We start from the raw sequence: 25665 nt of genomic DNA, 5'->3' as shown, positions 1-25665 counted from the left end.
GTGTCGGCTCCCAGGGGTGTCGGAAGGGACTGCAGGGCAACCCTGGTATTGAGCCGTGAACTCGGGCGCAAGGGAAGGCGATTGACAGACTTACGGGCGGTGTCGGGCGCGGGACACGCGCCCGGGGTGACGTCAGTGGCCGCCGCGGGCCTTGCGTACACGGCGGACGGCGTACAGGACGATGATGATGACCGCGATGACGGCGATGATCCCGATGATCAGACCGAAGCCCTTGGACTTCTTCTTCTTTTTCTTCTTCGGCTTGGCCTGCGCCTCGTCGGCCGCCTTGGTGACGGTGCCGGTGAACACGGACGCGGAGTCGGCCGAGGCTCCGGTCGTGTGCGCCGCCGGAGCGGCCACGGTCCGCGGAGCGGCCGCGTAGGCCCCCGCGGAAGCCGTGCCCCCCAGCAGCGCCCCGAGCAGCAGCAGAACGGTCGCGAAACGAAGTCGCATGAGGGAAGCCCCCGATTCCGTCGATTGCGGCGGATCCTAGGCCACCGGGAGCCCCGCGCCTAGGCTCGGGCGCGGCATGGACTCCTGCGGCCCTTACGGCTAGTAAGTGAGCCCCGCGCGCGCAGGACGCGTCGAGAGCCGACAACGCGTGCGACGCATCGAGAGACAACAGGAGGCCCTCCCGTGCGAGTTGCCGCCACGCTCTACCTCACCGACGAGACCATCACCCCCCTGCGCCTGGCCCGGGAGCTGGAGCAGCGGGGCTTCGCGGCGCTGTACCTGCCCGAGCACTCCCACATCCCGGTGTCCCGCGAGACCCCGTATCCCGGCGGTGAACTGCCGCCCGAGTGCGCCCGGATGCTGAACCCCTTCGTGGCCCTCGCCCAGGCCGCCGCCGGCACCGATCGGCTCGGCCTCGGCACGAACATCACGCTCGTCGGGCAGCACGACCCCATCGACCTCGCCAAGCAGATCGCGACTCTCGATCATCTCTCCGGCGGGCGCTTCACCCTCGGCGTCGGCTACGGCTGGAACAAGGAGGAGGCCGCCGACCACGGCGTCGAGTGGCGCACGCGGCGCGCGCTCGTACGGGACCGGATGGCGGTCATGCGGGCGCTGTGGGCGGATGCGCCGACGGCGTACGAGGGAGAGTTCGGGAGCGTGCGCGCCAGTGCGGCATATCCGAAGCCGGTCCGCGCCGCCCGCCCGCGCAAAGACGGACCGCTGTACGGGCCCCGCACCCTCATCGGCGGAGCCGCCGGGCCCAAGCTCTTCGCGCACATCGCGGAGTACGCGGACGGCTGGCTGCCCATCGGCGGCGGCGGTCTTCGCGACGCGCTTCCGGAGCTCCGCACCGCCTGGGCCGACGCGGGCCGGGCCCCCGCCGACCTGTATGTGGCGCTCTCCGCCGTCGAGCCGACCGAGGGCAAGCTCGCCCATTACGCGGAGCTCGGCGTCCACGAGGTCATCGTGCAGCTCCCGGCGCTCGGCGAGGCGGGGGTACTGCGCGCGCTCGACGGGCTCCAGCGATACGTGCCCCACACACCTGCCCCCGACGCCCGGTCCGTAACCAGCACTGACCTGTAGCTGTTTCTGCGGGAGGTCGCTCGTATGCTCGGACGCATGACCAACAGCGCGCCGCAGGACAAAGCACCCCAGGGGCCGACCCCAGCGCCGGCACGACCCACCGCGAACGCCATGCGTCGCGCGCTCAAACGCGCCAGGGACGGCGTCGCGCTCGACACCGCCGAAGCCGCCGTGCTGCTCCAGGCGCGCGGCGACGACCTGAAGGACCTCGCCGCGTCCGCGGCGCGGGTGCGGGACGCGGGCCTCGCGGCGGCCGGGCGGCCCGGCGTCATCACGTACTCGAAGAAGGTCTTCATCCCGCTCACGCGCCTGTGCCGGGACAAGTGCCACTACTGCACCTTCGTGACCGTCCCCAGCAAGCTGCGGCGCGAAGGCCACGGCATGTTCCTCTCGCCGGACGAGGTCATCGACATCGCGCGGCGCGGCGCCGAAATGGGCTGCAAGGAAGCCCTGTTCACGCTCGGCGACCGGCCCGAGGACCGCTGGCCCGAGGCGCGCGAGTGGCTGGAGGCGGAGGGGTACGACGACACCCTCGCCTACGTCCGCGCGATGGCGATCCGCGTCCTGGAGGAGACGGGCCTGCTCCCGCACCTCAACCCGGGCGTCATGACCTGGACCGACCTCCAGCGGCTCAAGCCCGTCGCGCCGTCCATGGGCATGATGCTGGAGACGACGGCGACCCGCCTGTGGAGCGAGCCCGGCGGCCCGCACTACGGCTCGCCCGACAAGGAGCCCGCGGTCAGGCTCCGGGTTCTTGAGGACGCGGGCCGGTCGAACGTCCCCTTCACCACCGGTGTCCTGATCGGCATCGGCGAGACGTACGAGGAGCGGGCGGACGCCCTCTTCCGCCTGCGCTCGACGCAGCGTTCGTACCACGGCATCCAGGAAGTCATCGTCCAGAACTTCCGCGCCAAGCCCGACACGGCGATGCGCGGCATGCCGGACGCCGAGCTGGAGGAGCTCGCCGCGTGCATCGCGGTGTCCCGGCACATCCTCGGCCCGAGCGCCCGCATCCAGGCCCCGCCGAATCTCGTGGACGCCGAGTACGCGCTCCTGATCGGCGCCGGCATCGACGACTGGGGCGGCGTCTCCCCGCTCACGCCCGACCACGTGAACCCCGAGCGCCCCTGGCCGCACATCGACGAGCTGGCCGAGAAGACCGCGGACGCGGGCTTCGAGCTGCGCGAACGGCTCACGATCTACCCCGAGTTCATCGAGCGCGGCGAGCCCTGGCTCGACCCGCGCCTGCTCCCGCACGTGCGCGCGCTCGTCGACCCGGAGACAGGCCTCGCGAACCCCGACGCCCGGCCGAGCGGCCTGCCCTGGCAGGAGCCCGACGAGGGATATGTCGCCTCGTCCGGCCGCACGGACCTGCACCGCACGATCGACACGACCGGCCGCACGTCCGACCGGCGCGACGACTTCGACGAGGTGTACGGCGACTGGGAGGCCCTGCGCGAGCAGGCGGCGCCCGGCATGGTCCCCTCGCGCATCGACGGCGACGTACGGGCCGCCCTGAAGACGGCCGCCGACGACCCGACGCGCCTCACGGACGAGCAGGCGCTCGCGCTCCTGCACGCGGACGGGCCCGCGCTCGACGCGCTCTGCGGCATCGCGGACGACCTGCGCAAATCCGTGGTCGGCGACGACGTCACGTACATCGTCACGCGCAACATCAACTTCACGAACGTCTGCTACACCGGCTGCCGCTTCTGCGCCTTCGCCCAGCGCCGCACGGACGCGGACGCCTACACCCTCTCCCTGGACCAGGTCGCCGACCGGGCCGCGCAGGCGTGGGAGGTCGGCGCCACCGAGGTGTGCATGCAGGGCGGCATCCACCCGGACCTGCCCGGCAGCGCGTACTTCGACATCGCGCGGGCCGTGAAGGAGCGCGTCCCCGGCATGCACGTGCACGCCTTCTCGCCGATGGAGGTCGTGAACGGCGCGACCAGGACCGGTCTGTCGATACGGGACTGGCTCGCCGCGGCGAAGGAAGCGGGCCTCGACTCGATCCCCGGCACGGCGGCGGAGATCCTCGACGACGAGGTGCGCTGGGTCCTGACCAAGGGCAAGCTGCCGACGGCGACGTGGATCGAGGTCGTGAGCACGGCCCACGAGCTGGGCATCCGCTCCTCGTCCACGATGATGTACGGGCACGTGGACCAGCCGAGGCACTGGCTCGGGCACTTCCGCACGCTGGCCGGGATGCAGCGGGACGCGCTGGCCAAGGGGGTGGAGGGTTTCACGGAGTTCGTGACGCTGCCCTTCATCCACACGAACGCGCCGGTGTACCTGGCGGGCATCGCGCGTCCGGGCCCGACCACCCGCGACAACCGCGCGGTGGTGGCGATGGCGCGGCTGCTGCTCCACCCGTACATCCCGAACATCCAGACCAGCTGGGTGAAGCTGGGCACGGAGGGCGCGGCGGAGATGCTGCGCTCGGGCGCCAACGACCTGGGCGGCACGCTGATGGAGGAGACCATCTCCCGGATGGCGGGCTCCAGTTACGGCTCGTACCGCTCCGTGAAGGATCTCGTCGCGATCGCGGAGGAGGCGGGGCGTCCGGCGAAGCCGCGCACGACGCTGTACGGGGAGGTGCCCCGGGAGCGCCAGGAGGCGGCCGCCGCTTCGGACGGCCACCTCCCGGAGTTGCTTCCCGTCCTGGACTGACTCAGGGGAAATGCCAGCCCTTCCGGTCAGCCTCTCGGGGGCGGGATCAGCCGGTGAGGTCGGCGCCGAACCGGGCTCCGGCCTCCGGCGTCCCGAGGGAGGACGGGCTGAACGACGTGATGCCGGTCGTCGTCAGGCCGGTCTTGGCACCGCGGAACAGCCAGCCGGCGCCCGAGTTCACGGTCGTGCCGTCCTCCTGGGGCACGCCCACGGTCAGGTCGGCGAGGCCGTCCTTGTTCACGTCGGTGAGCTGGACCGACTCACCGAAGTAGTCGTCCTTCTCCGAGACGCCGGGGACGTTCGCCGTCGTCTGGTTGAAGGCCTGGGAGCCGGTGCCGGTCAGGCCGTTCGCGCCGCCCTTGAGCAGGACGACCGCGCCGGCGTCCTCGACGTTGTCGAGGTCCTCGCCGGGCACGCCGACAACGATGTCCGCGTAGCCGTCACCGGTGACGTCACCGGCGGTGACGGAGTAGCCGAACTGGTCACCCTTGTTGGGGCCGTTGAGTTCGCCCTCCTCACCGGCTCCGGGGACGCCCGCGGTGTCCTGGTCGATCTTCGCGGTGCGGGTGGAGAAGCCGGTCTTGGAGCCGTAGATGACCCGGATCGCGCCGGCGTCGGCCACCTGGTCCTCGGAGACCTCGTTCACCTCGCGGGCCACGAGGTCGCCGTAGCCGTCCTTGTCCACGTCGGCGATGACGCCGTTGGTCGTGAACCTCTTGGTCGGCGTCGACGTCGTGGAGAGGCCGTCCTTGCCGCCCTTCCACAGGCGCGAGGAGTGCTGCATCTCCTCCATGGCGTGGCCGGTCACGAGGTCGTCGGCACCGTCACCGGTGACGTCGCCCACCATGAGGTTCTGCGGGCCGTCGTCGCCGTTCTCGACGGACGAGGTGGAGGCGGGCTTCCCGTCACGGGTGAACGGGCCGTAGTTCACCTGGAGGGTGCGCCAGGAGTTGGCGACGAGGTCGGTCTTGCCGTCGCCGTTGAAGTCGCCGGCCTTCAGCTCGCTCACGTAATCGCCCGGCAGCTCGGTGCCCTCGGTCAGGCCGTCGGCGGAACCCCAGATCACCGCGTCCGTCTTGCCGTTGGTCACGGTGAGGTCGGTGTATCCGTCGCCGTCGAAGTCGCCCGCCTCGGTGCCGGAGCCGAAGCCGCCGTCTTCCTCGGGGTCGCCGGGGACGCCGGCGGTGGCGCGGTTGATCTGCTTGGCGTGCGCGGTGTCGGCGCCCGACGCCGAGCCGTACACGATCGATACGTAGCCGGCGCCGGAGATGCCGTCGACGGCACCGCCCGGGGCGGATATGGCCAGGTCGGCGTAACCGTCGTGGTTGAAGTCGGTGACCGGCTTGCTCGCGGCGGCGGGCGCGGCGGCAGCGGAGCCGGCGGTGGCCACGACGGCGAACGGGGTCGCGAGCGCGGCCACCGCGACGGCGGCCATGAGTGAACGACGCACTGGTCCTCCTATGGGGAAACTGCTGTGACACCAGAGAAGACAGACGCCTGAGGCAAGCGGTTGTACACCGCAGGTTCATCGTTACGACGCCCGGACATTTCCGTTACGGATGTTGCTGTTTCCCTTGGGCAACTCCCGCTCCCCATAGCGCAGTTCACGCGGTGACGAGCCGCTGCGAGCCGCCCGGACATGACCCTTCATGTGGTCATGAGACGGACGTTTCGTGGCCTTGCCGAGAGCGATAAAGAGGCCCGGTGAAGGCCGGTCAAAAGTGATCTCAGGGGTGACTCTTCAGATATCTCTTCGCCACCGAACCGACTGTTCCCGGTCGATTACAGTGCTGCGCAGATGTGCAGGCGGAGAGCAGGGGAGGAGGTGCGATGAGCACCGCAGCAGCCACCGGAGTCTGGGGCCGCGCCGAGCAGCAGGACTTCCGCAGCCGGGTCCGCGGCACGCTGCTCGGCGCCGCCGTCGGGGACGCCCTGGGCGCGCCCGTCGACTCGCTGAGCCTCGACGGGATACGGGAGGCGCACGGCGCCGAAGGGCTCACCGAACCCGCCCCCGCGTACGGCAGGCGCGGCGCCGTCACCGCCGCCACCCAGCTCACCCTCTTCACCGTCGACGGACTCATACGCGCCCAGGTGCGCCGCGACACCGGCGCCTGGCATCCGCCCACCGATCTGCACCGCGCGTACCGCCGCTGGGCGGCCACCCAGAGCGACTGGGGGCCCGACGAGCGGCGCAAGGAGGACGGCTGGCTGGCCCGCGAGGAGTGGCTGTACTCGCGCCGCTCGCCCGCCCGGGCCTGTCTGGCGGGGTTCGGGGACGACAAGATGGGGACGCTCGAAGCCCCCAAGAATCCTGCGGAGAAGGGAGCGGAGGCCGTAACCCGGTCCGCTCCCTTCGGGCTCCTCGTCGGCTGGGAGCCGCAGCTGGTGCTCCAGCTGGCCGTGGAGTGCGCGGTGCAGACCCACGGCCACCCCACCGCCTATCTCGCGGCCGGCGCCCACACCCTCCTCGTACACGGGCTGGCCCGCGGGGAATCCCTGGACGGCGCCATCCAGCGGACGCTCGTCCTGCTGGCCGCCAGGCCCGGTCATCAGCCCGTCACGGATGCGCTCAAGCACGCGCTCGGGGCCGTCCGGCAGGGGATGCCGTCTCCCGCGCGGGTGGAGGAGCTGGTGGGCGAGGGCTCCGCGGAAGGCGTGCTCGCCGGGGCCGTGTACTGCGCTCTGGTGGGCGACGACATCCGCCACGGGCTGCGGCTCGCGGTCAACCACGGGGGCGCGTCGGCAGCCGCGGGCGCCCTGTGCGGGGCGCTCCTCGGCGCGCTGCACGGGGAGACGGCGCTGCCGCCGGGCTGGCTCACCGAGCTGGAGGGCCGGGCGACGATCCTCGAACTGGCCGACGACTTCGCCATGGAGATGACACAGGGACCGGCACTGCACGGGCCCGCGGTGTCGGCGCCGGGGTGGCTGGCGCGGTATCCGCGGGCGTAGGAGCGGAAGGACGAACGCCGGACGGGCTGGGTGAACAGCCTGTCCGGCGTTTGAGGACGAACTCGGCGGAGCCGGTGATTTACGGCACCGCCCCTCGCGGGGTCACCGCCCCTGCGGGGTCACGACGTTGTCCGTCTCTCCCGCCGGAGGCGGAACGGCCGCCGCACCCGCGGAGTCACCGTCGTCGTCGGTATTGATCTTCTCGATGATCGCGTCCCGCTCCGGGGTGTCCTCCGGCTTCAGATAGCCGACGAGGACGTAGAGGATCAGGGAGACCGCCAGCGGGATCGAGACCTGGTACTCCAGGGGCACCCCGCCCTCCACGGCCCAATTGATCGGGTAGTTGACCAGCCAGAAGGCGAACAGACCCATCGACCAACTGGTGAGCGCGGCGGTCGGTCCCGACTTGCGGAACGTGCGAAGCAGACCCAGCATCATCGGGATCGCGATCGGGCCCATCAGACCGGCCACCCACTTGATGACGACCGTGATGATGTCCTTGAACGCGGGCGAGTTGACCTGGGTGGCCACCGCCATCGAGAGGCCCAGGAAGATCACGGTGGTCAGGCGCGCGGCGATCAGGCCCGAGCGTTCGTTCCACCGCTTGGCCTGCGAGGAGATGACCGGCGCCACGTCGCGGGTGAACACCGCCGCGATCGCGTTGGCGTCCGAGGAGCACATGGCCATCGTGTGCGAGAAGAAGCCGACGATGACAAGGCCCAGCAGACCGTGTGGCAGGAGCTGTTCGGTCATCAGGGCGTACGAGTCGGAGCCGTCGGGTTTCTGCGCGTCGACCAGGAGCGGGGACATCCACATGGGGAAGAAGAGGACGAGCGGCCACACCAGCCACAGGATGGCGGAGAGCCGTGCCGAGCGCGCGGCCTCGCGGGGAGTCGCCGTGGCCATGTAGCGCTGGGCCTGGTTGAGCATGCCGCCGTTGTACTCGAAGAGCTTGATGAAGAGGAACGCGAGCAGGAAGATCGTTCCGTACGGTCCGACCAGCGGCTTCCCGTGTCCGGCCAGCTCGGGCTCGTCCCAGACCCCGAAGAACCCTCCGTGGTCGCCGAGCTTGACCACCACGGCCACGAACATCGCGACACCGGCGAAGAGCTGGATGATGAACTGGCCAAGCTCGGTCAGGGCGTCGGCCCACAGGCCGCCGATGGTGCAGTAGACGGCGGTGATCGCGCCGGTGATCAGGATGCCCTGGTTGATCGAGATGCCGGTGAAGACGGAGAGCAGCGTGGCGATGGCGGCCCACTTGGCGGCCACGTCCACGATCTTCAGGAGCATTCCGGACCAGGCGAGCGCCTGCTGGGTCTTCAGGTTGTAGCGGTTCTTGAGGTACTCCAGCGGCGAGGCCACGTGCAGCCGGCCGCGCAGCCGGTTGATGCGGGGCGCGAAGAGCTTCGAGCCGATGGCGATGCCGAGCGCGATCGGGAACGACCAGGTGATGAAGGACGTGACGCCGTACGTGTACGCGATGCCGGCGTACCCGGTGAACATCACCGCGCTGTAGCCGGACATGTGGTGCGAGATGCCGGACAGCCACCAGGGCATCTTGCCGCCCGCGGTGAAGAAGTCGCTGACGTTGTCCACGCGCTTGTGCGACCAGATGCCGATCGCGACCATGATTCCGAAGTAGCCGATGAGCACGGCCCAGTCGAGACTGTTCATGTCCCCCCTCCAGGGGTCCGCCTTGTGAACTGCGCTGAAATGCCGTGCACTTCGCCTGCTTCGTGACATTCGGGACGCGGGCGCCCTTGAAGTGCCCGCTCATGGTGGGTTCGGGCACCCGGTGCGGACAACCGCCCGTATGGTCAAGAGCGAGTAAAATCGTTCGCTTTGCTGACCTGAGTTCACATGCTTGATCCGACGCGGAGGGGTTGAAGAGGGCCGCGAAACGCACAAAACGGCTGTACGGAACCCAAGTTCCGTACAGCCGCCGTCAGTTCCGCCGCGTGCCGCCTACCGCATCAGCTCACCCGCGTTCACCAGGAGCGACTGCCCCGTGATCGCCCGTGCCCGGTCCGAGGCCAGGAACACCGCCGCGTCCGCCACGTCCCCGTCCGTCGCGAGGTCCGGCAGCGCCATCCGCTCCGCGAGCCGCCCCCGCACCTCACTCTCCGGCACCCCCTCGGTGTGCGCGGTGAACTGGACGTACGCCTCGACCGGCGGGCCCCACATCCACCCCGGAAGCACCGTGTTGACCCGGATCCGGTCGGGCCCCACCTCGTGCGCCAGGGAGTACATCGCCGACGTCAGAGCCCCCTTCGACGCCGCGTACGCCGCCTGCCGCACCTGCGAGGGCGCCGCGACGGCCGACTGCGTGCCGATGAACACCACCGATCCGCCCCGCTCCTTCAGCGCGGGCAGGCAGGCCCGCGTCATCCGCAGCGTGCCGAGCAGATTGACGTCGATGACCTGCTGCCAGGTGGCGAAGTCCGCGTCCTGTACGCCCCCGAAGTAGCTGTCCCGGGCGGCCACGTGGACCACCGCGTCGATCCGGCCGAACCGCTCGCGTGCCAGTGCGGCCAGCGCCTCGCACTGGGCCTCGTCGGTGATGTCGGTCGGGCGGTACGCCGTGTGCGTCCCCTCGGGGTCGATCTCCGCGGCCGACTTGGCGAGGTTCGCCTCCGTGCGCGCCCCGAGAACGGCCTGGCCCCCGTCCCGTACGACAGCGGCCGCCACCTGGTGGCCGAGTCCGGCGCCGACTCCCGAGACGACGACGGTCTTTCCTTCGAGGAGCGAGCGCATGGGGCGCCTCCCGGCTCTGGCAGTTTTACTGACGGGGCGTCAGAGTATGGGCGACCACCGGAGGAAGGAAGACTCATGAGCGAGGACACCCGCAGTGAGGTCTACGGCGAGCTGGCCGCCGTCGGCCCGTACGGCGTGCACCCGGGTCACGCCCTGATCACCATGGTCGAGCCGCATCCGGGCCATGAGTACGCGTACAACCGCTGGTACGAGGACGACCACTACTACGCCGGCGCGATGGCGATGCCCTGGATGTACGCGGGCCGCCGCTGGGTCGCTCCCCGCGAGCTCCAGCTCCTGCGCATACCGGAGAAGTCAGCCGTCGCCCAGCCCGTGACCGCCGGCTGCTACCTCTCCACGTACTGGGTCACCGAGGGCCGCTACGACGACCACATGAAGTGGACCGTCGGCATCAACAGGCGCCTGAACCGCGACGGCCGCGTCTATCAGGACCGCACGCACGTGTTCACGGCCTTCCAGGACCACGAGGCGACCGTCTACCGGGACGGCGCGGCAGGACCCCGCGACTTCCACGCGCTCGACCACCCCTACCAGGGCCTGGTGCTCGAAGTCGTGGACGCCGAGTCGCGCGGGCAGCGGGAGGAACTGCTCGAATGGCTGCGGGCCGAGCACCTGCCGCGCACCCTTGCCGGGTCCCCCGCCGCGATGGTGACGATCTTCCGGCCGACTCCGCTGCCGGGGGACCGCATGACGTACGTGAAGCAGGTCGAGGGGGTCGACACGCGGCTCACGCTGCTGTGGTTCCTCCAGGCCGATCCGCGGGAGTGCTGGCAGGAGCACTTCGCCGGACGGGCGGAGGCGGTGGCGGAATCCGGCTCGGGGAGGGTGGAGCTGGTGGCGCCGTTCATCCCCACGGTGCCGGGCACCGACCTGTACGTCGATCAGCTGCGGTAGCCGTGGGACGGGGCGGGCGGCGGCCCCGGCGTGGCCCCGACGTGGCCCCGACATGGGCCGAGCCCTCTCGGCCGGGACGGCGGGCCAGTCGAGAGGGCTCAATCGGTACTGCTTATGCGGTTGTCGGTCTCTCGCTGATCCTGTGGTGCTGGTGCGCAACGGGACGCGTATCAACCGAGGTGTGACGACTCCCGGCCGACCTCGGAGACGAACGCGCTCCACGAAGCGGAGGGAAATGCGAGGACAGGCCCCTCGGTGACCTTCGAGTCCCGCACCGAAATAGCTGCGGAAAGGGGGGACTTGACCTCGACACACGCGCCGTTTCCCGTGGAATACGAGGACTTGACCCACGTATTCGTAGCGCCCTGATGAATTGCCATGGTTACTCCGGTTTGCCCAGTTGTTGAGTTCGGTCACCGCCAAGAGCGGTTGCGGCCAACAGATGTTGCTTGATGGCGTGAATGACGCTACTCGCCAACATCGCCGAGTGAAGGGATCGTTCACTCGACCGGATGGCATATTCCATTGGGGTCTTCCGCACGGCCGAGACTTAGGTGTACCGTGCGGCGTTTCTCCGCGGAGGGCGGTCGGATGCGCGGTTTATGCAGTACCCCGCATACTTTACCGAGCGTACTCTTTCGCGATGTCGGCGATGAGTTGGCGCGATTGGTCCACGTTCAGTGCCTGGGCCCGCAGATGCTCGTACATCACGCTGTACTGCTGGACGTCGTTCGCCTTCTCCAGATAGAGGTCGCTCGTCACGCCCTCGATGTAGACCACGCTGGAATCCGCGGCGTCCGGGAATTCCAGAATCGCGTACTGGCCGTTGAGACCGGGGTGCGCGCCCATCTCGAAGGGGATCACCTGGACCGTCACGTGCGGCAGTTGTGACTGCTCCACGAGATGCTCCAGCTGGTCGCGCATGAGATGCCGGGAGCCGACCACGCGGCGCAGGGCGGACTCGTCGAGGACGGTCCACAGGCGCAGCGGATTCTCCGGGGCGCTGATTCGTTCCTGCCGGCGAACCCGGACCTGGACGCGCTTCTCGATGTCCGTCGGCGTGGTCTCCGGCAGCGCGCCGGTGATGAGGGCTTCCGCGTACGCGCGGGTCTGGAGCAGACCGGGGACGACCTGCGGGTCGTACACGCGCAGGGACGCGGCGTCCGTCTCCAGGCCGATGTAGACGCTGTACGGGATGTCGCCGAAGGAGTGCCACCAGCCCTGCTGGCGGGAGTCCTTGGCCATTTGCATGAGTGAGTCGACGATGCGGTGATCCTCGACCTCGTACACGCCGCAGAGATCACGGACATCGCGCTGGCTGATCGACCGGCGGCCGTTCTCGAGGCGGCTGATCTTCGACTGCGAGACCAGCAGGCGCTCGGCGACCTCCTCGGCCGTCATGCCCTTGAGCTCGCGGAGCCTGCGGAGCTCCTGGCCCAACCGGCGTCGCCTGACGGTGGGATTGACGTTGGACGCCACGGACGTGCACCTCCGACTACATGCCTCTACTTTGCGTATCTGCTGTTCAGCAGATTGCCACCAACGTGTCGCGCACCGCTGGGAAACAGCGGATGTGAAGTGCGAGGCGCACTGCGACAAGAAGACGGACGTGAGGACTGGTGCGCAGGGTGCGGCCCGGCTGCACGGCGCCGGAAAGTGCGGCCGCGCGGGGCGGCGGTACCGGTGTCGTCGTCCGGACGTCCCGGTGCCTGTGCCCCGCGCGGCCCAGCGGCTCCCGTACCGGGTCTGGGGGACTGCGGTGCGGCGTTGCTGTTGCCGGTACTGCGGTGAGTCTTTTGCTGCGGTTGCTGCGGTCGCTCTTTGCTGCCTTACTGCGGTGCGGCGTTGCTGTGGTGACCTGCCTCAGTGAGCCACGGCGCGTGCCATGGAGCCGCGGCGCGGCTGCATCGGAACCCCGCCGGGCTCCGGAGCGGTCCTGGCCGGCTGTCGGCCACCGCCTGGTCCACCATGCCCGCCAGGTCCACCCGGTCCGCCCGGACCCGCTGGGGCCGGACTGCGGCGCGGCTGAGCGGCCACACCGTTCTGGACGTCCATCACGGCGTGCGCCACGAGGCCGCCCATCGGGTCGTGCCTGATCAGGTCCCGGAGACGGGAGCGCGACGAGCGCCCTTCGTTGCCGGGGTAGAGGTGCTTGCCGAGTCCCACTGCGTGAGCGAGCGCGGCGAGCGCCGCGGTCCGCGGGTCCGGCGGGACGCCGGTGCGGATCGCACTGTCCAGCCGTGACCTGATGTCCCGGCTGATTGCCGTGTCCGTCGCTTGGTAGCGAGTCGTCGGCAGTACTCCGCACATCTGGCCCGAAACGGCATGCACCATGCCGCACCGCTCCAGGTGCGCGAGGTAAATCTGGCGCAGCCCCAGTCGGGGCCCGCCGATCCAGTGGACTGCCCGAACCGGGCTGCCGCGCCTGCGCAGCAGTTCCAGTGCGGAGTCCAGAGTCGGATCTCCGGTCGGCCGTGGCATCACCACGGCGATACGATCCCCGTCTGGGGCTATCCGTCCGGCCAGCGCCAGCTCCACTAGCTGTGCTCCGGCCAGACCGAGGTCGAGCGACTGCGGCTGCGCTGTGGTACCCGTGGCCGGGTCCAAAGCGAGCAGCAGAAGCTCCTCCGGAATTGTTCTGCGGCTCCTGCCCATCCATGCCTCCCCGCGTGGATGAATGACAGGGTGACCCCTCTCACATTGGTCTGTCGAGAGTGCGTGACCGGTACGTACGGGAACCAGTAGGTATGTCGTTCTCGTCTACCACGGGGGTTAAGCCCCCACACAGGACACTGGTACATGGTTCGGACAGTGGGTCCGGCCGTGGTTTTGGCGCAACGGCAACGCGAGCGGCATGGCGTACGAGGAGGCATCGGTGGCGGGCGAGACCCCCGACAGGTCGAAGCAGCGGAAGTCGTCGGGGAATCCGACTGGGTCAGAGCCGTCCGTTCCGGCGCAGGCACCGGAGGAACGCGACCCGCGCCTCGCGGTGGCCCGCGAGGTCCCCGCGGCGCGCGAGGACCGGGCGACGGCGGTCTTCTCGACGAAGGCGGTGAAGGACGCGGCGGCGGCGGACTCCGGAGGGTCCGGTGCGTCTGGTGCGTCCGGGGCCTCCGCTGAGGGCGCCAAGGGCGCCGGGAGCGGGTCCAAGGGCGCGGAGAACGGCGACGCGAGGTTGCGGGCCGCTGTGGCGGCGTGGGTGGCGACGGCGGACGAGACTCCGGAGGACGCGGAGAAGGCGCCTGAGCCCGGGGCTTCCGACGAGGACGCCTCGGGCGGGGCTGGGGGCGGGGAGGGTTCTTCCGGGGGCGCCGACGCCGAGTCCGGCTCCGACGCCGGTGACTCCGAGACCGGCTCCGACTCCGGGACCGGCTCCGACTCCGGGACCGGCTCCGACTCCGGGACCGGCTCCGACTCCGGGACCGGCTCCGACTCCGGGACCGGCTCCGACTCCGGGACCGGCTCCGACGCCGGTGACCCCGAGACCGGCGCGGGCGACGCTGGCGCTGGCTCCGACTCCGGGACCGGTGTGGGCGACGCTGGCGCTGGCGCCAAGACCGACTCCGAGACCGGCGCGAACGACGCCACGGACAGCGCTGGCCGGTCGTCTGGCGGGCCTGAGGGTGGCAAGGGCTCCGCCGAGGCCGGCTCCGACGCCGACTCTGACTCCGACGACGGCGCGGACGACGCCACGGACAGCCCTGACCGGTCGTCTGACGGGCCTGGGGGCGCCAAGGGCTCCTCCGGGGACGCCGGGGATGCCGGGGCGACGGACGGCGCCGACAGCGAGCCTGGGGACGGCGAGGGCCCCGCCGAGAAGTCCGACTCCGGTGAGGCCGGTGCGGCCGGCGGGGCTGCGGACGCGGACGTTTCCGCCGGGGACAGCGGGAAGGCGGCTGACGCCGACACCGAGTCCGGCAACTCCGGGGAGGCGGGCAGCACCGGCAGTGCGGCCGACGAGGTCGCGGACGTGGTCGGCCCCTCCAGGGGCGCCGGTGTGGCGAACGCGGCGGACAGCGGCGCGTATGAGCCCGCGAAGGCGGAGGGTTCCGCCGGAGAGGCGGCCGACGCCGCTTCCGGTGAAGCCGGCGCGGCCGACGCGGCAGGCGACGAGCCCGCGGACGCGGAGAACTCCGCCGACGCGGCGGACAGCGTCCAGGACGCCGTCCCCGGCGGCGCCGACAAGCCTGCCGGAGGCAAGACCCCCTCGTGGGCCGCAGGCGCCGCCGACAAGGCCTCCGGAGCCAAGCCCGGCGCCGACAAGCCCGGCGCCGACAAGCCCGGCGCCGACAAGGCCGCAGACGGCAAGACCGGCGCCGACAAGGCCGACGGCAAGGACGCCGAGGACGAGCCCCCGGCCACCGGTGTCGATCAAGCCACCGCTGTTTTCAAGCTGCCCCCGAAGGGCAAGGCCGTTGATCAGCCGACCACCATGCTCAAGGTGGGCGACCACAAGGCGGGGGCCGGCAAGAAGTCCGAGGCCGGCGACAAGGCTGAAGCAAAGCCTGCTGCAAAGCCCGGCGCAAAGTCGGAGGCCGACGCCGAGCGCACCAGCAAGTTCGTCGCGCTCAAGCCCCTGGACGACGCTTCGTCCAGCCGCACGCTGCCCCCCGCCGCACCCGCCCCCGCGACCAAGGCGCCCACGCCCGAGAAGGCGCCCACGCCTGAAAACGGCAACGTAGGCCCCGAGCGCACCACCCAGCAGCCGCTCCCCCCGCGGCCCCCGCTCGACCTCCTCGCCGAGCTGACCAACACCCCGCCGCCGCCCGAGACCCCCGTCCGTACCGTCGTGCGGCGCGTCAAGGTGTGGACGCCGCTCGTACTGCTCCTGCTGATCGTCTTTGCGGTCGTACAGGCAGTACGTCCGCTGCCGACGCCCACCCTGACGCTCACCGCGAAGGAGACCGTCTCCTTCGAGGGAGAGAAGCCGTCCATGCCGTGGCCCGGCGAGGGCCAGGCGGCGATGGACGTCAACGGCATCGGCACGTTCGGTACGTCCGGCGACCAGAAGCCCGTGCCGATCGCGAGCATCGCCAAGGTCATGACGGTCTACCTCGTCCTGCGTGACCACCCGCTGAAGCCGGGCAACAACGGCCCGGACATCCCGGTCGACGCCGCGGCGGAGAAGCACTACGAGACCGGCAAGGCGGAGAACGAGTCGGTCGTCAAGGTCTCTGAGGGCCAGAAGATCAGTCAGTACGAGGCGCTCCAGGCGGTCATGCTGCCGTCCGCGAACAACATCGCCAAGCTCCTCGCCCGCTGGGACAGCAAGAGCGATTCCGAGGACGAGTTCGTCGCGAAGATGAACAAGACGGCCAAGGAACTCGGCATGAAGAACACCCACTACACGGACCCGAGCGGCCTCGACAAGACGACCGTCTCCACCGCCGCGGACCTCGTGAAGCTGGGCCGGGCCGCGATGGAGGACCCGGTCTTCAACGAGATCTCCCGCCAGCCCAGCTACAAGGACCTCAACGGCGACAAGCAGAACAACTTCTTCGGGCTCGTCCCGACGGTCGCCATCGGCATCAAGACCGGCACCACCACCGCGGCGGGCGGCAACATCCTCTTCGCCGCGGAGCAGAAGGTCGGCGGCGAGACCCGCACGATCATCGGTGCCGCCCTCGGCCAGTACGGGGACAACGGCACGGCCAACATCGACGAGGTCACCGGGGTCACCCGCAAGCTCATCGAGGCGGGCCAGGGCGCGCTCAAGGCCAAGACGATCGTGAAGAAGGGCGATGTCGTCGGCGAGGTCGACGACGGTCTGGGCGGCACGACCCCGGTCGTCGCCACCAAGGACGTCTCCGCCGCGGGCTGGTCCGGCCTGACCGTGAAGCTGAAGCTCGGCGACAAGGCCGGGCAGTCGGTTCCGCACTCGGCGAAGGCCGGCACCAAGGTGGGTGTGCTGAGCGTCGGCGACGGCAAGGACGGCGCCGTAGAGGTGCCGGTCGCGCTCCAGAAGGACCTCGCCGAGCCGGGCTTCGGAGCCAAGCTCACGCGCGTCGGCTGAGCACCCGCACCAGCAGCAGCGGTACGCGACAGCAACGGCAGTAGCAATAGCAGTACGAAGGCGTGGGCGGTGGCGCAAGCCGCCGCCCACGCCCGTGCTTTGGCCGCGCTTTGGTCACGCTTCGGCCGTGCTCGGCCGGACCCGCCCGGAGGGACCCACCGCCCCCGGCCCCCGCCGGGCGGTGCGTGCTAGCGTCACAAGTTCGGGGGAGTACGCCGGGGCTGAGCGACGGGGTGTTCCGGGACGGACCTCCTGGCACGGCCCCCCGGACGGACAGAACGACACGGGGAGTGCCGCAAGTGGCCACAGCGGAGCCGACGCGAGCCGACGACGCAGATCCTGATTCCGGCACCGGTGGCGCCACCCGCACCGGGGCGCGAATACACCTGCCCGCCCAGCGCAGCGCCCCCGTCGAACCCGAGGACGCGCCCGCCTGGAAGCGGTTCCTGCGCCACCCCGTGACCATCGCGACCGGTACCGCGGCCGTCCTGCACATCGTGTGGTTCTTCGTCTTCGCCAACAGCGGCGGCGACCTCGCCGCGCAGGACGCCTGGGCCGAGTTCGTCGGCCGGCACCCCGACTCCGCGTACAACCTCGCCTGGTACGGCGGAATGCACCCGGTGTCGTACAGCGTCGTATCGCCGTATCTGATGTCGGTGCTCGGCGTCCGGACCACGATGATGATCGCCGGGACGCTCTCCGCCGCCCTGCTCACGATGATCCTGATCCGCAGCCGCGCGGTGAAGCAGCCGCTGTGGCCCGCGCTCGCGGGTGTCTTCGCCCTGTTCTGCAACGCGGTGTCGGGCCGCGTGACGTACGGCCTCGGCCAGATGTTCGCGCTCATGGCGGTCGCCGCGGTCTTCTGCTGGCCCTACCGCTGGCGCTACAAGCGCTGGGCGAAGGCCCTGGTGGCGGCGCCCTTCGCGGCCCTCGCCACCATGGGAAGCCCGGTGGCCGGGCTCTTCGTGGGCATGGTCGCCGTCGCGCTGTTCCTCAGCAAGCGCTACCCCGGCGCGTACGCGCTCGGCCTCGCGCCCGCCGTCGTCGTCGGCCTGTCCGCGTGGCTCTTCCCCTTCTCCGGCACGCAGCCGATGTCGTTCGGCTCCGCCTCGCTGCCGCTGCTCTACTCCGCGTTCGTCTACTTCGCCGTACCGAAGGAGTGGAAGACGGTACGGATCACCACCGTCGTGTACGCGGCCTTCGTGCTCGGCGTCTGGCTGATCAACTCGCAGATCGGCTCCAACATCACCCGGCTCGCGATGTCCTTCTCGGCCGTCCTGCTGCTCGCCGCCCTGCCGTTCGCCGTACCGAAGACCCGCAAGTGGTACGTGGTCGTCGTGGCGCTCGTCGGCTTCGTCGGCTGGGTCGGATTCAAGGCGGGCGACGACGCGGTGCACACCACGCCCGTTGCCTCCTGGACGCGTGAGCTCGCGCCGCTCGTCAACGAGCTCCAGGAGGTCGGCGCCGAGAAGGGCCGCGTCGAGGTCGTCCCCGCCCGCAGCCACCGAGAGGCCTCCGCCCTCTCCCCGTACGTGAACCTCGCCCGCGGCTGGAACCGCCAGGCGGACATGGAGCGCAACCCCCTCTTCTACGACGACACCCTCAACTCCGCGAACTACCACGAGTGGCTCAAGCGCTGGGCCGTGCACTACGTCGTGGTGCCCAACGGAGAGCCCGACGGCGACGGCGGCAAGCGCGAGGCCGCGCTGATCGAGCGGGGCCTGCCGTATCTGAAGCAGGTGTGGGTGGACTCCAACTGGCAGCTGTACGAGGTCACCGACCCGACGCCGCTCGCCGATCCGCCCGCGGTCGTCGACCGTGCCGAGGCGGGCGGCATGACGATCGAGGTGAAGAAGGCGGGTCGCGTCCTGATCCGCGTCCCGTACTCGCCGTGGCTCAGCATCGTCGACGCCGAGGGCAAGGGCGTGGAGGCGCCGAAGGAGACCGAGGAGTCCAAGTGGCAGGGGGAGCTCGACGAGAACGCCCCCAAGAAGTTCGACAACGTCAACGGCTGCCTGATGGAGGCGGAAGAGGACGCCGAGGGCGACAAGTGGACCGAGCTGATCGCCCCCGGCCCCGGCGTCTACCGTCTCGGCGCGCCCTACCAGCTCCCGCGCGGCACGGCCTGCCCCGAGGAGATGCAGGAGAGCCTGCGATAAGAGGTGCGTGCGGCGGGCAGGGACCGTCTCCCCGTCGCGTGTACGGCGGGCAGGGACCTTCTCCCCGCCCGCCGCACCCTGCTCCCGACGTCCTGCTCCTGACGCCCTGCTCCCGCTACCGGCTCACGCCGTCCCGGCCGCCGCGGTCACCGGGAACGCCACGTCGCACACCTGGTCCTGAGGACCGGCCGCGTCCCACTCCACGAAGTAGATCTCGCGGCACGCCCCCGCGACCCGCAGCCCCTCGCGCGCCACCCACGCCTCCACCGCGTCGAACGCGCCGATGATCTGCGGATAGGAGACCTGCGCCTTGGTGATCCGGGTGTAGGCGAGCCGGTGGGCGGGCTCCACGCGGAAGCCGGTGCCCCGTTCCCGGCCCGCCCGCCGCGCCCACGCCCGCGCCGCCTCCGCGTCCCTGACCGGGACACAGGCCTCCGCGGGGCCGTCGCTGTCCTGGGTCACCTCGGAGTGGTAGACGACGAACGCCGGGGCCGCGACGCCGCCGCACTCGCGCTCGGCCGCCTCCTCCAGACGCTGCGTCGCCGCGCCGATCCAGACGGGCAGCTCCTCCGCGAGCAGGTGCCTGCTCTCGCAGATCACGTACTGCTCCGGCACGTCGACGGTCTTGATCTCGAAATCCTTCTCGTACATCTCACAACCTCTTCCGGACAGTCGTCCACGGAGGTACCCCACGAGCGTGCGCTGCTCGGCGTGCCGCTCCTCGACACCCGCCCAGTACGCGGCGACCGCCTGCCCCGCTCCCTCGCCGTCGAGCCGTACCGTCGCGGCGATGTCCGCGAGCGGCATGCCGAGACGGCGCAGCAGGACGACGGTGCGGGCGTCTTCCACCTGGGCGGGGCGGTAGTGGCGGTAGCCGGTGGACCCGTCGACGTACGCGGGGGTCAGCAGGCCGAGGCGGTCGTACAGGCGCAGGGCCTTGGGCGAGAGCCGCGCCCGGGCGGCGAACTCGCCGATGGTGAGCAGCTGTTCGCCGTCCGCCGAGCCGTCGTGCGGTGCGTGCGCGTCCATGGGGGCATCCTCCGTCACCGGGCCCTTCGCCCGGCACGCGGGACGATGGGCTCTGCCCCTGGGGCAAGGTCAACCGCCCCGGGGCGAGGTCAACCGGTCCCGTTCGTGGCCGGTGGGGCGCCCCGGTGGCCGTAGTACACCTGCGCCTCCAGCCACCGGCGGTGCCTGCCGCGTCGTACCCCGACGATGATCGCGATGCCGGCGCCAGCCAGGAGGCCGAGGAGCGGCACGACCACGGTCACGACTATGCCGCCGACGAAGGAGGCGAAGTCGGCGTCGTCGCCGGGCGCGAAGATGAGGGCGCCCCGCGGGTCGTCGCACGTCACGCCGTACTCCGCGGCCGTGTCCGCCTTGAGCACGAAGACCCGCTGCCACTCGACGCTGCCCTTGGTCACGGTGAAGGTGCTGTCGGGCGTGGTCACGCGCGGCGCGGAGCCGGCAGGCCCGGAGATCACCTCGCAGTGCGCCCGGGCGACGAACGGGCTGCGTACGTAGATGGCGGCGTCGTCGTCGGGTCCGATCCGCAGCGTCACGGACCGCCCGCTCGCGAACGCCCTGTCGTCGTCGACGGAGTCCACCGTCGAGGTCAGCGTCATCACGAAGCTCACGATGCCGATGCCCACGCACACCGCCGCGATAAGACCCGCGAAGACGAACCACCGCCGACGCGGCCGCAGTTCCGCCGAGTCGATGCGGGGCGACGGCCCGGGCGGCGGCCCATAGGGATACATATCGGAACGATGGCAGTGGTTCGGCGGCCAGGGGAAGAGACCTGAGGATGAGCTACGGGGAGCTGCCGCCTTCAGGCGATCCCGTAATCCCGTAATCCCGCCAGATACGTACGGGAAAGACGTTCCCGTGCTGCGACGCGGCCCCGCCCACGCCCGCCATGGGCAGCAGCTGCGGTTCGTCGGGGCTGGTCCGGAACATCGTCACGGACGTCGACAACTCCTCGGTGGCGGCCGTGAACCAGGCCGACCGCAGGCGGTCCTGGTCGCCGGTGCGCCCGGCGACGACCGCCCGGTCGACGGACGCCGTGCCGACACCCCGCATCGCGTCGGCGGTCTCGTCGGCCACGTCCGGATCAAGGGCGCGCCGCGCACCGGGCCGCGCGAGCCCGTCGACGGGCGTGCCGTCCTTGACGACCTTGGTCACGGAGTAGGGCTCGTGGTGGAGGCCGTGATTGACGAAGGTGCCGTAGGCACCGGCCATGCGGATCGCGCTCGGGGTCGACGTACCGATGGGGAAGGTCTTGTCCAGGCGCGCCATGCTCCCTTCGAGCAGCCCGGAGGCGATGGCGGTACGCCGCACCCGCTCCCGCCCGACGTCCTCGCCGAGACGTACGTAGGTGGCGTTGCCGCCTTTCGCCATGGCTTGGCGGAGGGTGGGGTGAGAGGCGTCCGGCCCGTCGATGCCGCTGCCGGCGGCGGCTGGGGCGGCGGGATCCAGGAGGCGGCCGCTGTCGTCGTAGAAGCTCTCGGCCGACACCGCCTGCCAGGGGATGGCGCGCTCCGCAGCCGCACGAGCCCCGCGGGTACTGGGGGTGCCGTGAGTGCCGTGCTCAAGGGCGGAGGCCAGGACGAAGGGCTTGAAGGCGGAGCCGACGGGGACGCCGGAGGTGTCGGCGTTGTTGGTGAAGTGCTTGGTGGCGTCGGCGCCTCCGTACAGGGCGACGATGGCGCCGTCGGCCGGTCGCACGGAGGCGGCGCCCACCTGTACGCCCTTGTCGGCGGCGCGCTTCTCCGGGTCGATGTCACGGTCAAGGACGCGCTCGACCGAGCCCTTCAGGCGCCGCACCTTCTCCTTGTCGAAGGTGGTGTTGATCTTGTAGCCGCCGAGGGCGAGGTCCTTGTCGGTGAGGGAGGTGTGCTGCTTGATGTACTTGTTCGCGACATCGACGAGATAGCCGGTCTGCCCGCCGAGACTGGTGGCCCGGGACTCCTTGTGGGGTTCGGGATAGGTCGTGAACCCGGCGCGCACCGAGGGCTTCATGAGCCCGGCCTTGACCTGCCGGTCGAGTATCCACTCCCAACGCGCCACGGATCGCCGGTGGTTGGCGCGGCTCGCGGCGGGGTCGTACTGCTCGGCGCCCTTCAGGAGGGCGGCGAGGGCGGCACCCTGACTGGCGTCGAGATCCTTGGCGGGGATTCCGTAGTAGGCGTGGGCGGCGGCTTCGATGCCGTAGGCGCCGCGTCCGAACCAGCTGGTGTTGAGGTAGCCCTGCAAGATGTCCCGCTTGCTCTTGCGCTGGTCCACCTTCAACGCGATGACGAACTCCTTCACCTTGCGGGTCACCGTCTGGTCCTGGGAGAGGTAGGTGTTCTTCACGTACTGCTGGGTGATCGTGGACCCGCCCTGCGTCTCCTGGCCGCGGACCATGTTGACGGCGGCGCGGGCCAGGCCCTTGGGCGAGACGCCGGAGTCGCTGTAGAAGGTGTCGTTCTCGGCGGCGATGACGGCGCTCTCGACGGCATCGGGAATCTCCGAGAGCCGGATGTTCTGCCTGTTCACCTCGCCGGTGCTGACCATCTGGGTGCCGTCGGCCCAGTAGTAGACGTTGGCCTCGCGCCGGGCGGCTGCGTTCTCGTCGGGGATGTCGACGGCCGCGTACACGAAGGCGAAAAGGCAGACGCCGCCCGAGACGACGAGGCCGAGCACACCGGCCCACTGCCGCCAGGAGGGCAGCCAGCGCCGGACCCCGCGTCTGCCGTGCCGGGGGTAGTCGATGAGGCGGTGCGGGCGGCGAAGACTCCGGAGGCGGTGACGAGTCGGCTTCCGGCTCCGGGCGCGGGGGTTCCTGGACTTGCGCGCCGGCTTCCGCTGCGTGTGTGTCCCCATGCTGGGGGAGAGGGAGGGGGAGGGTGCGGGGGTTGGCCGGAAGGGTATTAGGGGGTCGTAACAAGGACGGCGGGGGGGATCGGGGGAGTGGGGGGCTGCGCCTTTAGGGGGAGGGGCAGTGCCCGGCCGCGGCGGCTCCCCTCGGCCGCGGCCGGCCCGCCTCAACCACGGCGGCCGAGCCATTCGGGTGTGCCCCGGGCCGCCATGGGAGTCCATGTCACCTCACGTGTTCCCGGGGCGAGGCACTCAACACAGGTTGAATGTGCGAACGCCACAGCGGTGCGCGGGCGCCCTCAGCAGCACGCGGGCTCGCACGACAGGCTCGTACGCCCCGCGGGGCCCGCAACGGGACATACAAAAGGGCCGGCCCAGAGGATCAAACCTCTGGGCCGGCCCTTACCGCTGTGCCCCCGGCAGGATTCGAACCTGCGACACCCGCTTTAGGAGAGCGGTGCTCTATCCCCTGAGCTACGAAGGCGGGGCTGGCTGTTGCCGCCACGGATGGCGGTTTCAGACAGGGTAGCGGATGGGGGCGGCGTGCTGGTGTCCGGCCGGGGCCGTGCTGCTCGGGGAATCAGGGGCCGTGCTGCTCACGGAAGCGGGCGGCGCCTGCTCAGGGGGTCGGAGGTGGCGCCTGCTCAGGGGGGCGGAGGTGGCGCTGCTCAGGGCGTCGGGGTCCAGGTGCCGAGCCAGTCGGTGATCTCCTGGTTTGCTGCCTGCGTGTCCGTCAGGTGCGGGCGGTCGCCGCTTGCCGGGCCCGCGCCCGCGCCCTTGTTCTTGTACTCCGCGAAACGGTCGTCCTTCCAGGAGAAGCCGCCCATGTCCGTCCACGGGGTCGCCTTGATGGCGCCGCTCAGGGTCGAGTCGCGAACCGTCGTCTGCGGGTCCAGCGTCGCGTCGCCGCCCGCGTGCCAGTTGCGGCCCAGGTAGAAGCTGCGTGCCGACACGTCACCGTTCACCGTGGTGTTCGTGATCAGGAAGCCCTTGCGGTCCGGCGCCGTGCTCGGCGCGGTGACGTAACCCTGTGAGGTGCCGTCCCAGCGCTTCTTGAGGGTGATCACCGAGCGGTCCACCACCGCCGTCGCCCGGCCGAAGATGAAGTCCGTGTTGCCCACAATGTACGAATTGCGGATGTAGGCCCTGCCCAGCTTCGCCTTCGATGCCGTGTCCAGGAGCAGCGTGTCCTGGTCGCCCTCCACGATCACGCTGTCCAGGAACGCCTTGTCGGCCGCCGTACGCAGGGCCACCGCCTGGTGGCCGGACAGGTTCTGGTTCGCCTTCTCGTCGAAGTCGTTCGAGATGGTGAGGTTGCGCGCCTGGAAGTCGTCCGCCTCCACGGCTACCGTCGCGCTGCCCGACGTGCCGTACGTGCCCGAGCCGTCCGGCTTCGGGGTGCCCGCCGCGTTGTCGTACACGATGACCGTGTCCTTGCGGCTGCCGCCCGTGCCCCGGAGCGTGACGTGCGGCTTGTCGGAGGGGATCTTGACCGTTTCGCGGTACGTGCCCGGTGCGATGGCGACGGTGACCCGGGAGGCGTTGTTCGCGGGGATCGCGTTTACCGCCGACTGGACCGTCTTGTACTGCGCGTTGCCGTCCTTTCCCACGGTGAGGGTGGTCTCGGCGGCGTTCTTGGCCGGCGTGGCGTTCTTGGCCGGCGTGGCGCCGCCGATCGTCTTGCGCGGGCCCGCGCCCGTCTTCACCTTCGACGGGACGTCCGCACCCTTGTCCGGCGTGTAGTCGTAGAAGCTCTTCGGGTCGAACGCCGTGCCGCCGCTCTCGTTGCGGCCGCTCGTTCCCGCGAAGACATTTCCGCGCTGCACGATCGAGGCCGTGCTGTCCTTGGTGACCGGGTTGTCGATGCCCTCGAAGTAGCTGTTCTCCAGGACCATCCGCGTGTTCCCCCGCGAGTAGTTCCCGTACGAGGACGTGATGTCCGTGCCCGCGACATCCTGCAAGTAGTTGTTGTAGAGGTGCGCGTGGGCGACGTTGTCCGTGGACGGGTTGCGCTGCTCCGTCTCGCGGAACCAGTTGTGGTGGACCGTGATGTCGGCCGTCGTGTTCTCGGTCCAGCCGATGCCGAAGGTCTTGTTGTTGTCGCTCAGTTTGTTCCAGGACACCGTCAGGTAGGTCGTGTCCTTGCGGCTGTCTATCAGGCCGTCCGCCATGTGCCGCAGGTCGTTGTGATCGATCCACACGTGGTGTGCGCCGTCCATCTGTACGGCGTCGAAGTCGTGCTCCTTGTCGTTCCACGTGCCCGCGTACGAGTCCCGGATGGTGAGGTTCCGGATGATCACGTTGTGCACGCCCTGGCCCAGGAAGAAGCCGCCGCCGACGATCTGGCCCGACGTGCCGGAGCCGACGATCGTCTTGTCCGACGCGACCTTGATCTCCTTGCCCTTGGGGTCCACCTTGATCGTCGCGGCCACGACGATGACGTAGGGGTCGGCGGCCGTCGCGTATTTCTCCAGGTCCGCGAGGGTTTTCACGGTGACCGTCTTGCCGTCGCGGCCGCCGTAGGTGCCGTTCTGGCCCAGCGCGTTGACCGAGGCGAAGCCGTCGGCGGCATCGCCGGTGCCGGCCAATGTGGTCGCCGCGGCCTTCGGCTGCGCGTCCTCGCCGAAGATCCCGAAAGCCGTGCCGTACGTCAGACCCGCCGCTGCCGCCATGGCGACCGCGATCCCGACCGTCAGGCCCGGGTGGCGCCTGCGGTGCCTCGCCCTGCGCTCGTGCTGCTTGCGCTTGCTCTCTGACATGTGCCTCATCCGCCCTGGCGGTAGTCGGTGTGCGTTGCGCAGG

Annotated in this window: 17 protein-coding genes and 1 tRNA gene; 6 read left to right on the top strand and 12 right to left on the bottom strand. The window is 70.3% G+C overall.

All coding sequences use genetic code 11. The features are described from left to right. Positions 1-132: 132 nt before the first annotated feature. Positions 133-453 (bottom strand): hypothetical protein, encoded by a 321-nt coding sequence (locus IE226_RS25170; RefSeq protein ID WP_190083620.1) that lies wholly within the window; start codon positions 451-453, stop codon positions 133-135. A gap of 183 nt (positions 454-636) precedes the next feature. Between IE226_RS25170 and IE226_RS25165 the strand changes: the two genes are divergently transcribed. Both IE226_RS25165 and IE226_RS25160 read left to right on the top strand, forming a co-directional pair. After that, entirely contained in the window at positions 637-1539 is a 903-nt protein-coding gene (locus tag IE226_RS25165) for an LLM class F420-dependent oxidoreductase (protein ID WP_190083619.1), read from the top strand. A 111-nt stretch (positions 1540-1650) separates the two neighbouring features. Continuing rightward, on the top strand, positions 1651-4209 hold the full coding sequence (locus tag IE226_RS25160; protein ID WP_229871530.1) for a bifunctional FO biosynthesis protein CofGH: 2559 nt from the start codon (positions 1651-1653) through the stop codon (positions 4207-4209). A 46-nt stretch (positions 4210-4255) separates the two neighbouring features. On the opposite strand, the gene IE226_RS25155 is transcribed toward IE226_RS25160, so the two are convergent. Then, positions 4256-5659, bottom strand: a complete 1404-nt coding sequence (locus IE226_RS25155; protein WP_229871522.1) for an FG-GAP-like repeat-containing protein — start codon at positions 5657-5659, stop codon at positions 4256-4258. 380 nt (positions 5660-6039) lie between these two features. Between IE226_RS25155 and IE226_RS25150 the strand changes: the two genes are divergently transcribed. After that, positions 6040-7158, top strand: a complete 1119-nt coding sequence (locus IE226_RS25150) for an ADP-ribosylglycohydrolase family protein (RefSeq protein WP_190083617.1) — start codon at positions 6040-6042, stop codon at positions 7156-7158. 102 nt (positions 7159-7260) lie between these two features. Here IE226_RS25150 and IE226_RS25145 read toward each other — a convergent pair whose 3' ends face one another. Then, a complete protein-coding gene (locus IE226_RS25145) occupies positions 7261-8835 on the bottom strand; it encodes a sodium:solute symporter family protein (protein ID WP_190083616.1) in 1575 nt (524 codons plus the stop codon). A 291-nt stretch (positions 8836-9126) separates the two neighbouring features. After that, complete coding sequence (locus IE226_RS25140) at positions 9127-9915, bottom strand: SDR family oxidoreductase (protein ID WP_190083615.1); 789 nt, start codon at positions 9913-9915, stop codon at positions 9127-9129. Positions 9916-9990: 75 nt separating this feature from the next. Here IE226_RS25140 and IE226_RS25135 point away from each other — a divergent pair, with 75 nt between their 5' ends. Then, positions 9991-10830 (top strand): hypothetical protein, encoded by an 840-nt coding sequence (locus IE226_RS25135; RefSeq protein ID WP_190083614.1) that lies wholly within the window; start codon positions 9991-9993, stop codon positions 10828-10830. Positions 10831-11000: 170 nt separating this feature from the next. Here the strand turns inward: IE226_RS25135 and IE226_RS25130 are convergent, their stop codons facing one another. The 3 genes from IE226_RS25130 to IE226_RS25120 all read right to left on the bottom strand — a co-directional run bounded on the left by IE226_RS25130 (position 11001) and on the right by IE226_RS25120 (position 13485). After that, the gene (locus IE226_RS25130) at positions 11001-11210 is read right to left on the bottom strand and encodes a DUF397 domain-containing protein (protein ID WP_190083613.1); all 210 of its coding nucleotides are present in this window, start codon (positions 11208-11210) and stop codon (positions 11001-11003) included. A 241-nt stretch (positions 11211-11451) separates the two neighbouring features. Then, positions 11452-12309: a helix-turn-helix domain-containing protein gene (locus IE226_RS25125; RefSeq protein ID WP_190083612.1), complete on the bottom strand. Its 858-nt coding sequence runs from the start codon at positions 12307-12309 to the stop codon at positions 11452-11454. Between the two features lie 384 nt (positions 12310-12693). After that, a complete protein-coding gene (locus IE226_RS25120) occupies positions 12694-13485 on the bottom strand; it encodes a GOLPH3/VPS74 family protein (protein WP_190083611.1) in 792 nt (263 codons plus the stop codon). A gap of 199 nt (positions 13486-13684) precedes the next feature. Between IE226_RS25120 and IE226_RS44905 the strand changes: the two genes are divergently transcribed. After that, positions 13685-16843: a D-alanyl-D-alanine carboxypeptidase gene (locus tag IE226_RS44905; RefSeq protein WP_190083610.1), complete on the top strand. Its 3159-nt coding sequence runs from the start codon at positions 13685-13687 to the stop codon at positions 16841-16843. A gap of 299 nt (positions 16844-17142) precedes the next feature. Next, positions 17143-19002 carry a DUF8823 domain-containing protein gene (locus IE226_RS25110; protein WP_190083609.1) on the top strand — a complete coding sequence of 620 codons (1860 nt, stop codon included), beginning with the start codon at positions 17143-17145 and terminating at the stop codon, positions 19000-19002. 123 nt (positions 19003-19125) lie between these two features. Here the strand turns inward: IE226_RS25110 and IE226_RS25105 are convergent, their stop codons facing one another. The 5 genes from IE226_RS25105 to IE226_RS25085 all read right to left on the bottom strand — a co-directional run bounded on the left by IE226_RS25105 (position 19126) and on the right by IE226_RS25085 (position 25622). Beyond that, a complete protein-coding gene (locus tag IE226_RS25105) occupies positions 19126-20031 on the bottom strand; it encodes a MerR family transcriptional regulator (protein WP_190083608.1) in 906 nt (301 codons plus the stop codon). A gap of 89 nt (positions 20032-20120) precedes the next feature. Next, positions 20121-20762 (bottom strand): FHA domain-containing protein, encoded by a 642-nt coding sequence (locus tag IE226_RS25100; protein ID WP_190083607.1) that lies wholly within the window; start codon positions 20760-20762, stop codon positions 20121-20123. A 52-nt stretch (positions 20763-20814) separates the two neighbouring features. Then, the gene (locus IE226_RS25095; RefSeq protein ID WP_190083606.1) at positions 20815-22869 is read right to left on the bottom strand and encodes a transglycosylase domain-containing protein; all 2055 of its coding nucleotides are present in this window, start codon (positions 22867-22869) and stop codon (positions 20815-20817) included. 405 nt (positions 22870-23274) lie between these two features. Beyond that, a tRNA-Arg gene (locus IE226_RS25090) sits at positions 23275-23347 on the bottom strand. A 184-nt stretch (positions 23348-23531) separates the two neighbouring features. After that, positions 23532-25622: a pectinesterase family protein gene (locus IE226_RS25085; RefSeq protein ID WP_190083605.1), complete on the bottom strand. Its 2091-nt coding sequence runs from the start codon at positions 25620-25622 to the stop codon at positions 23532-23534. Positions 25623-25665: the final 43 nt, after the last annotated feature.

The organism is Streptomyces longisporoflavus (genome assembly GCF_014649775.1).
GTDB lineage: Bacteria > Actinomycetota > Actinomycetes > Streptomycetales > Streptomycetaceae > Streptomyces > Streptomyces longisporoflavus.
Note: the sequence above shows the minus strand (reverse complement) of the source record. Positions and strands in the feature narration are given on the sequence as shown.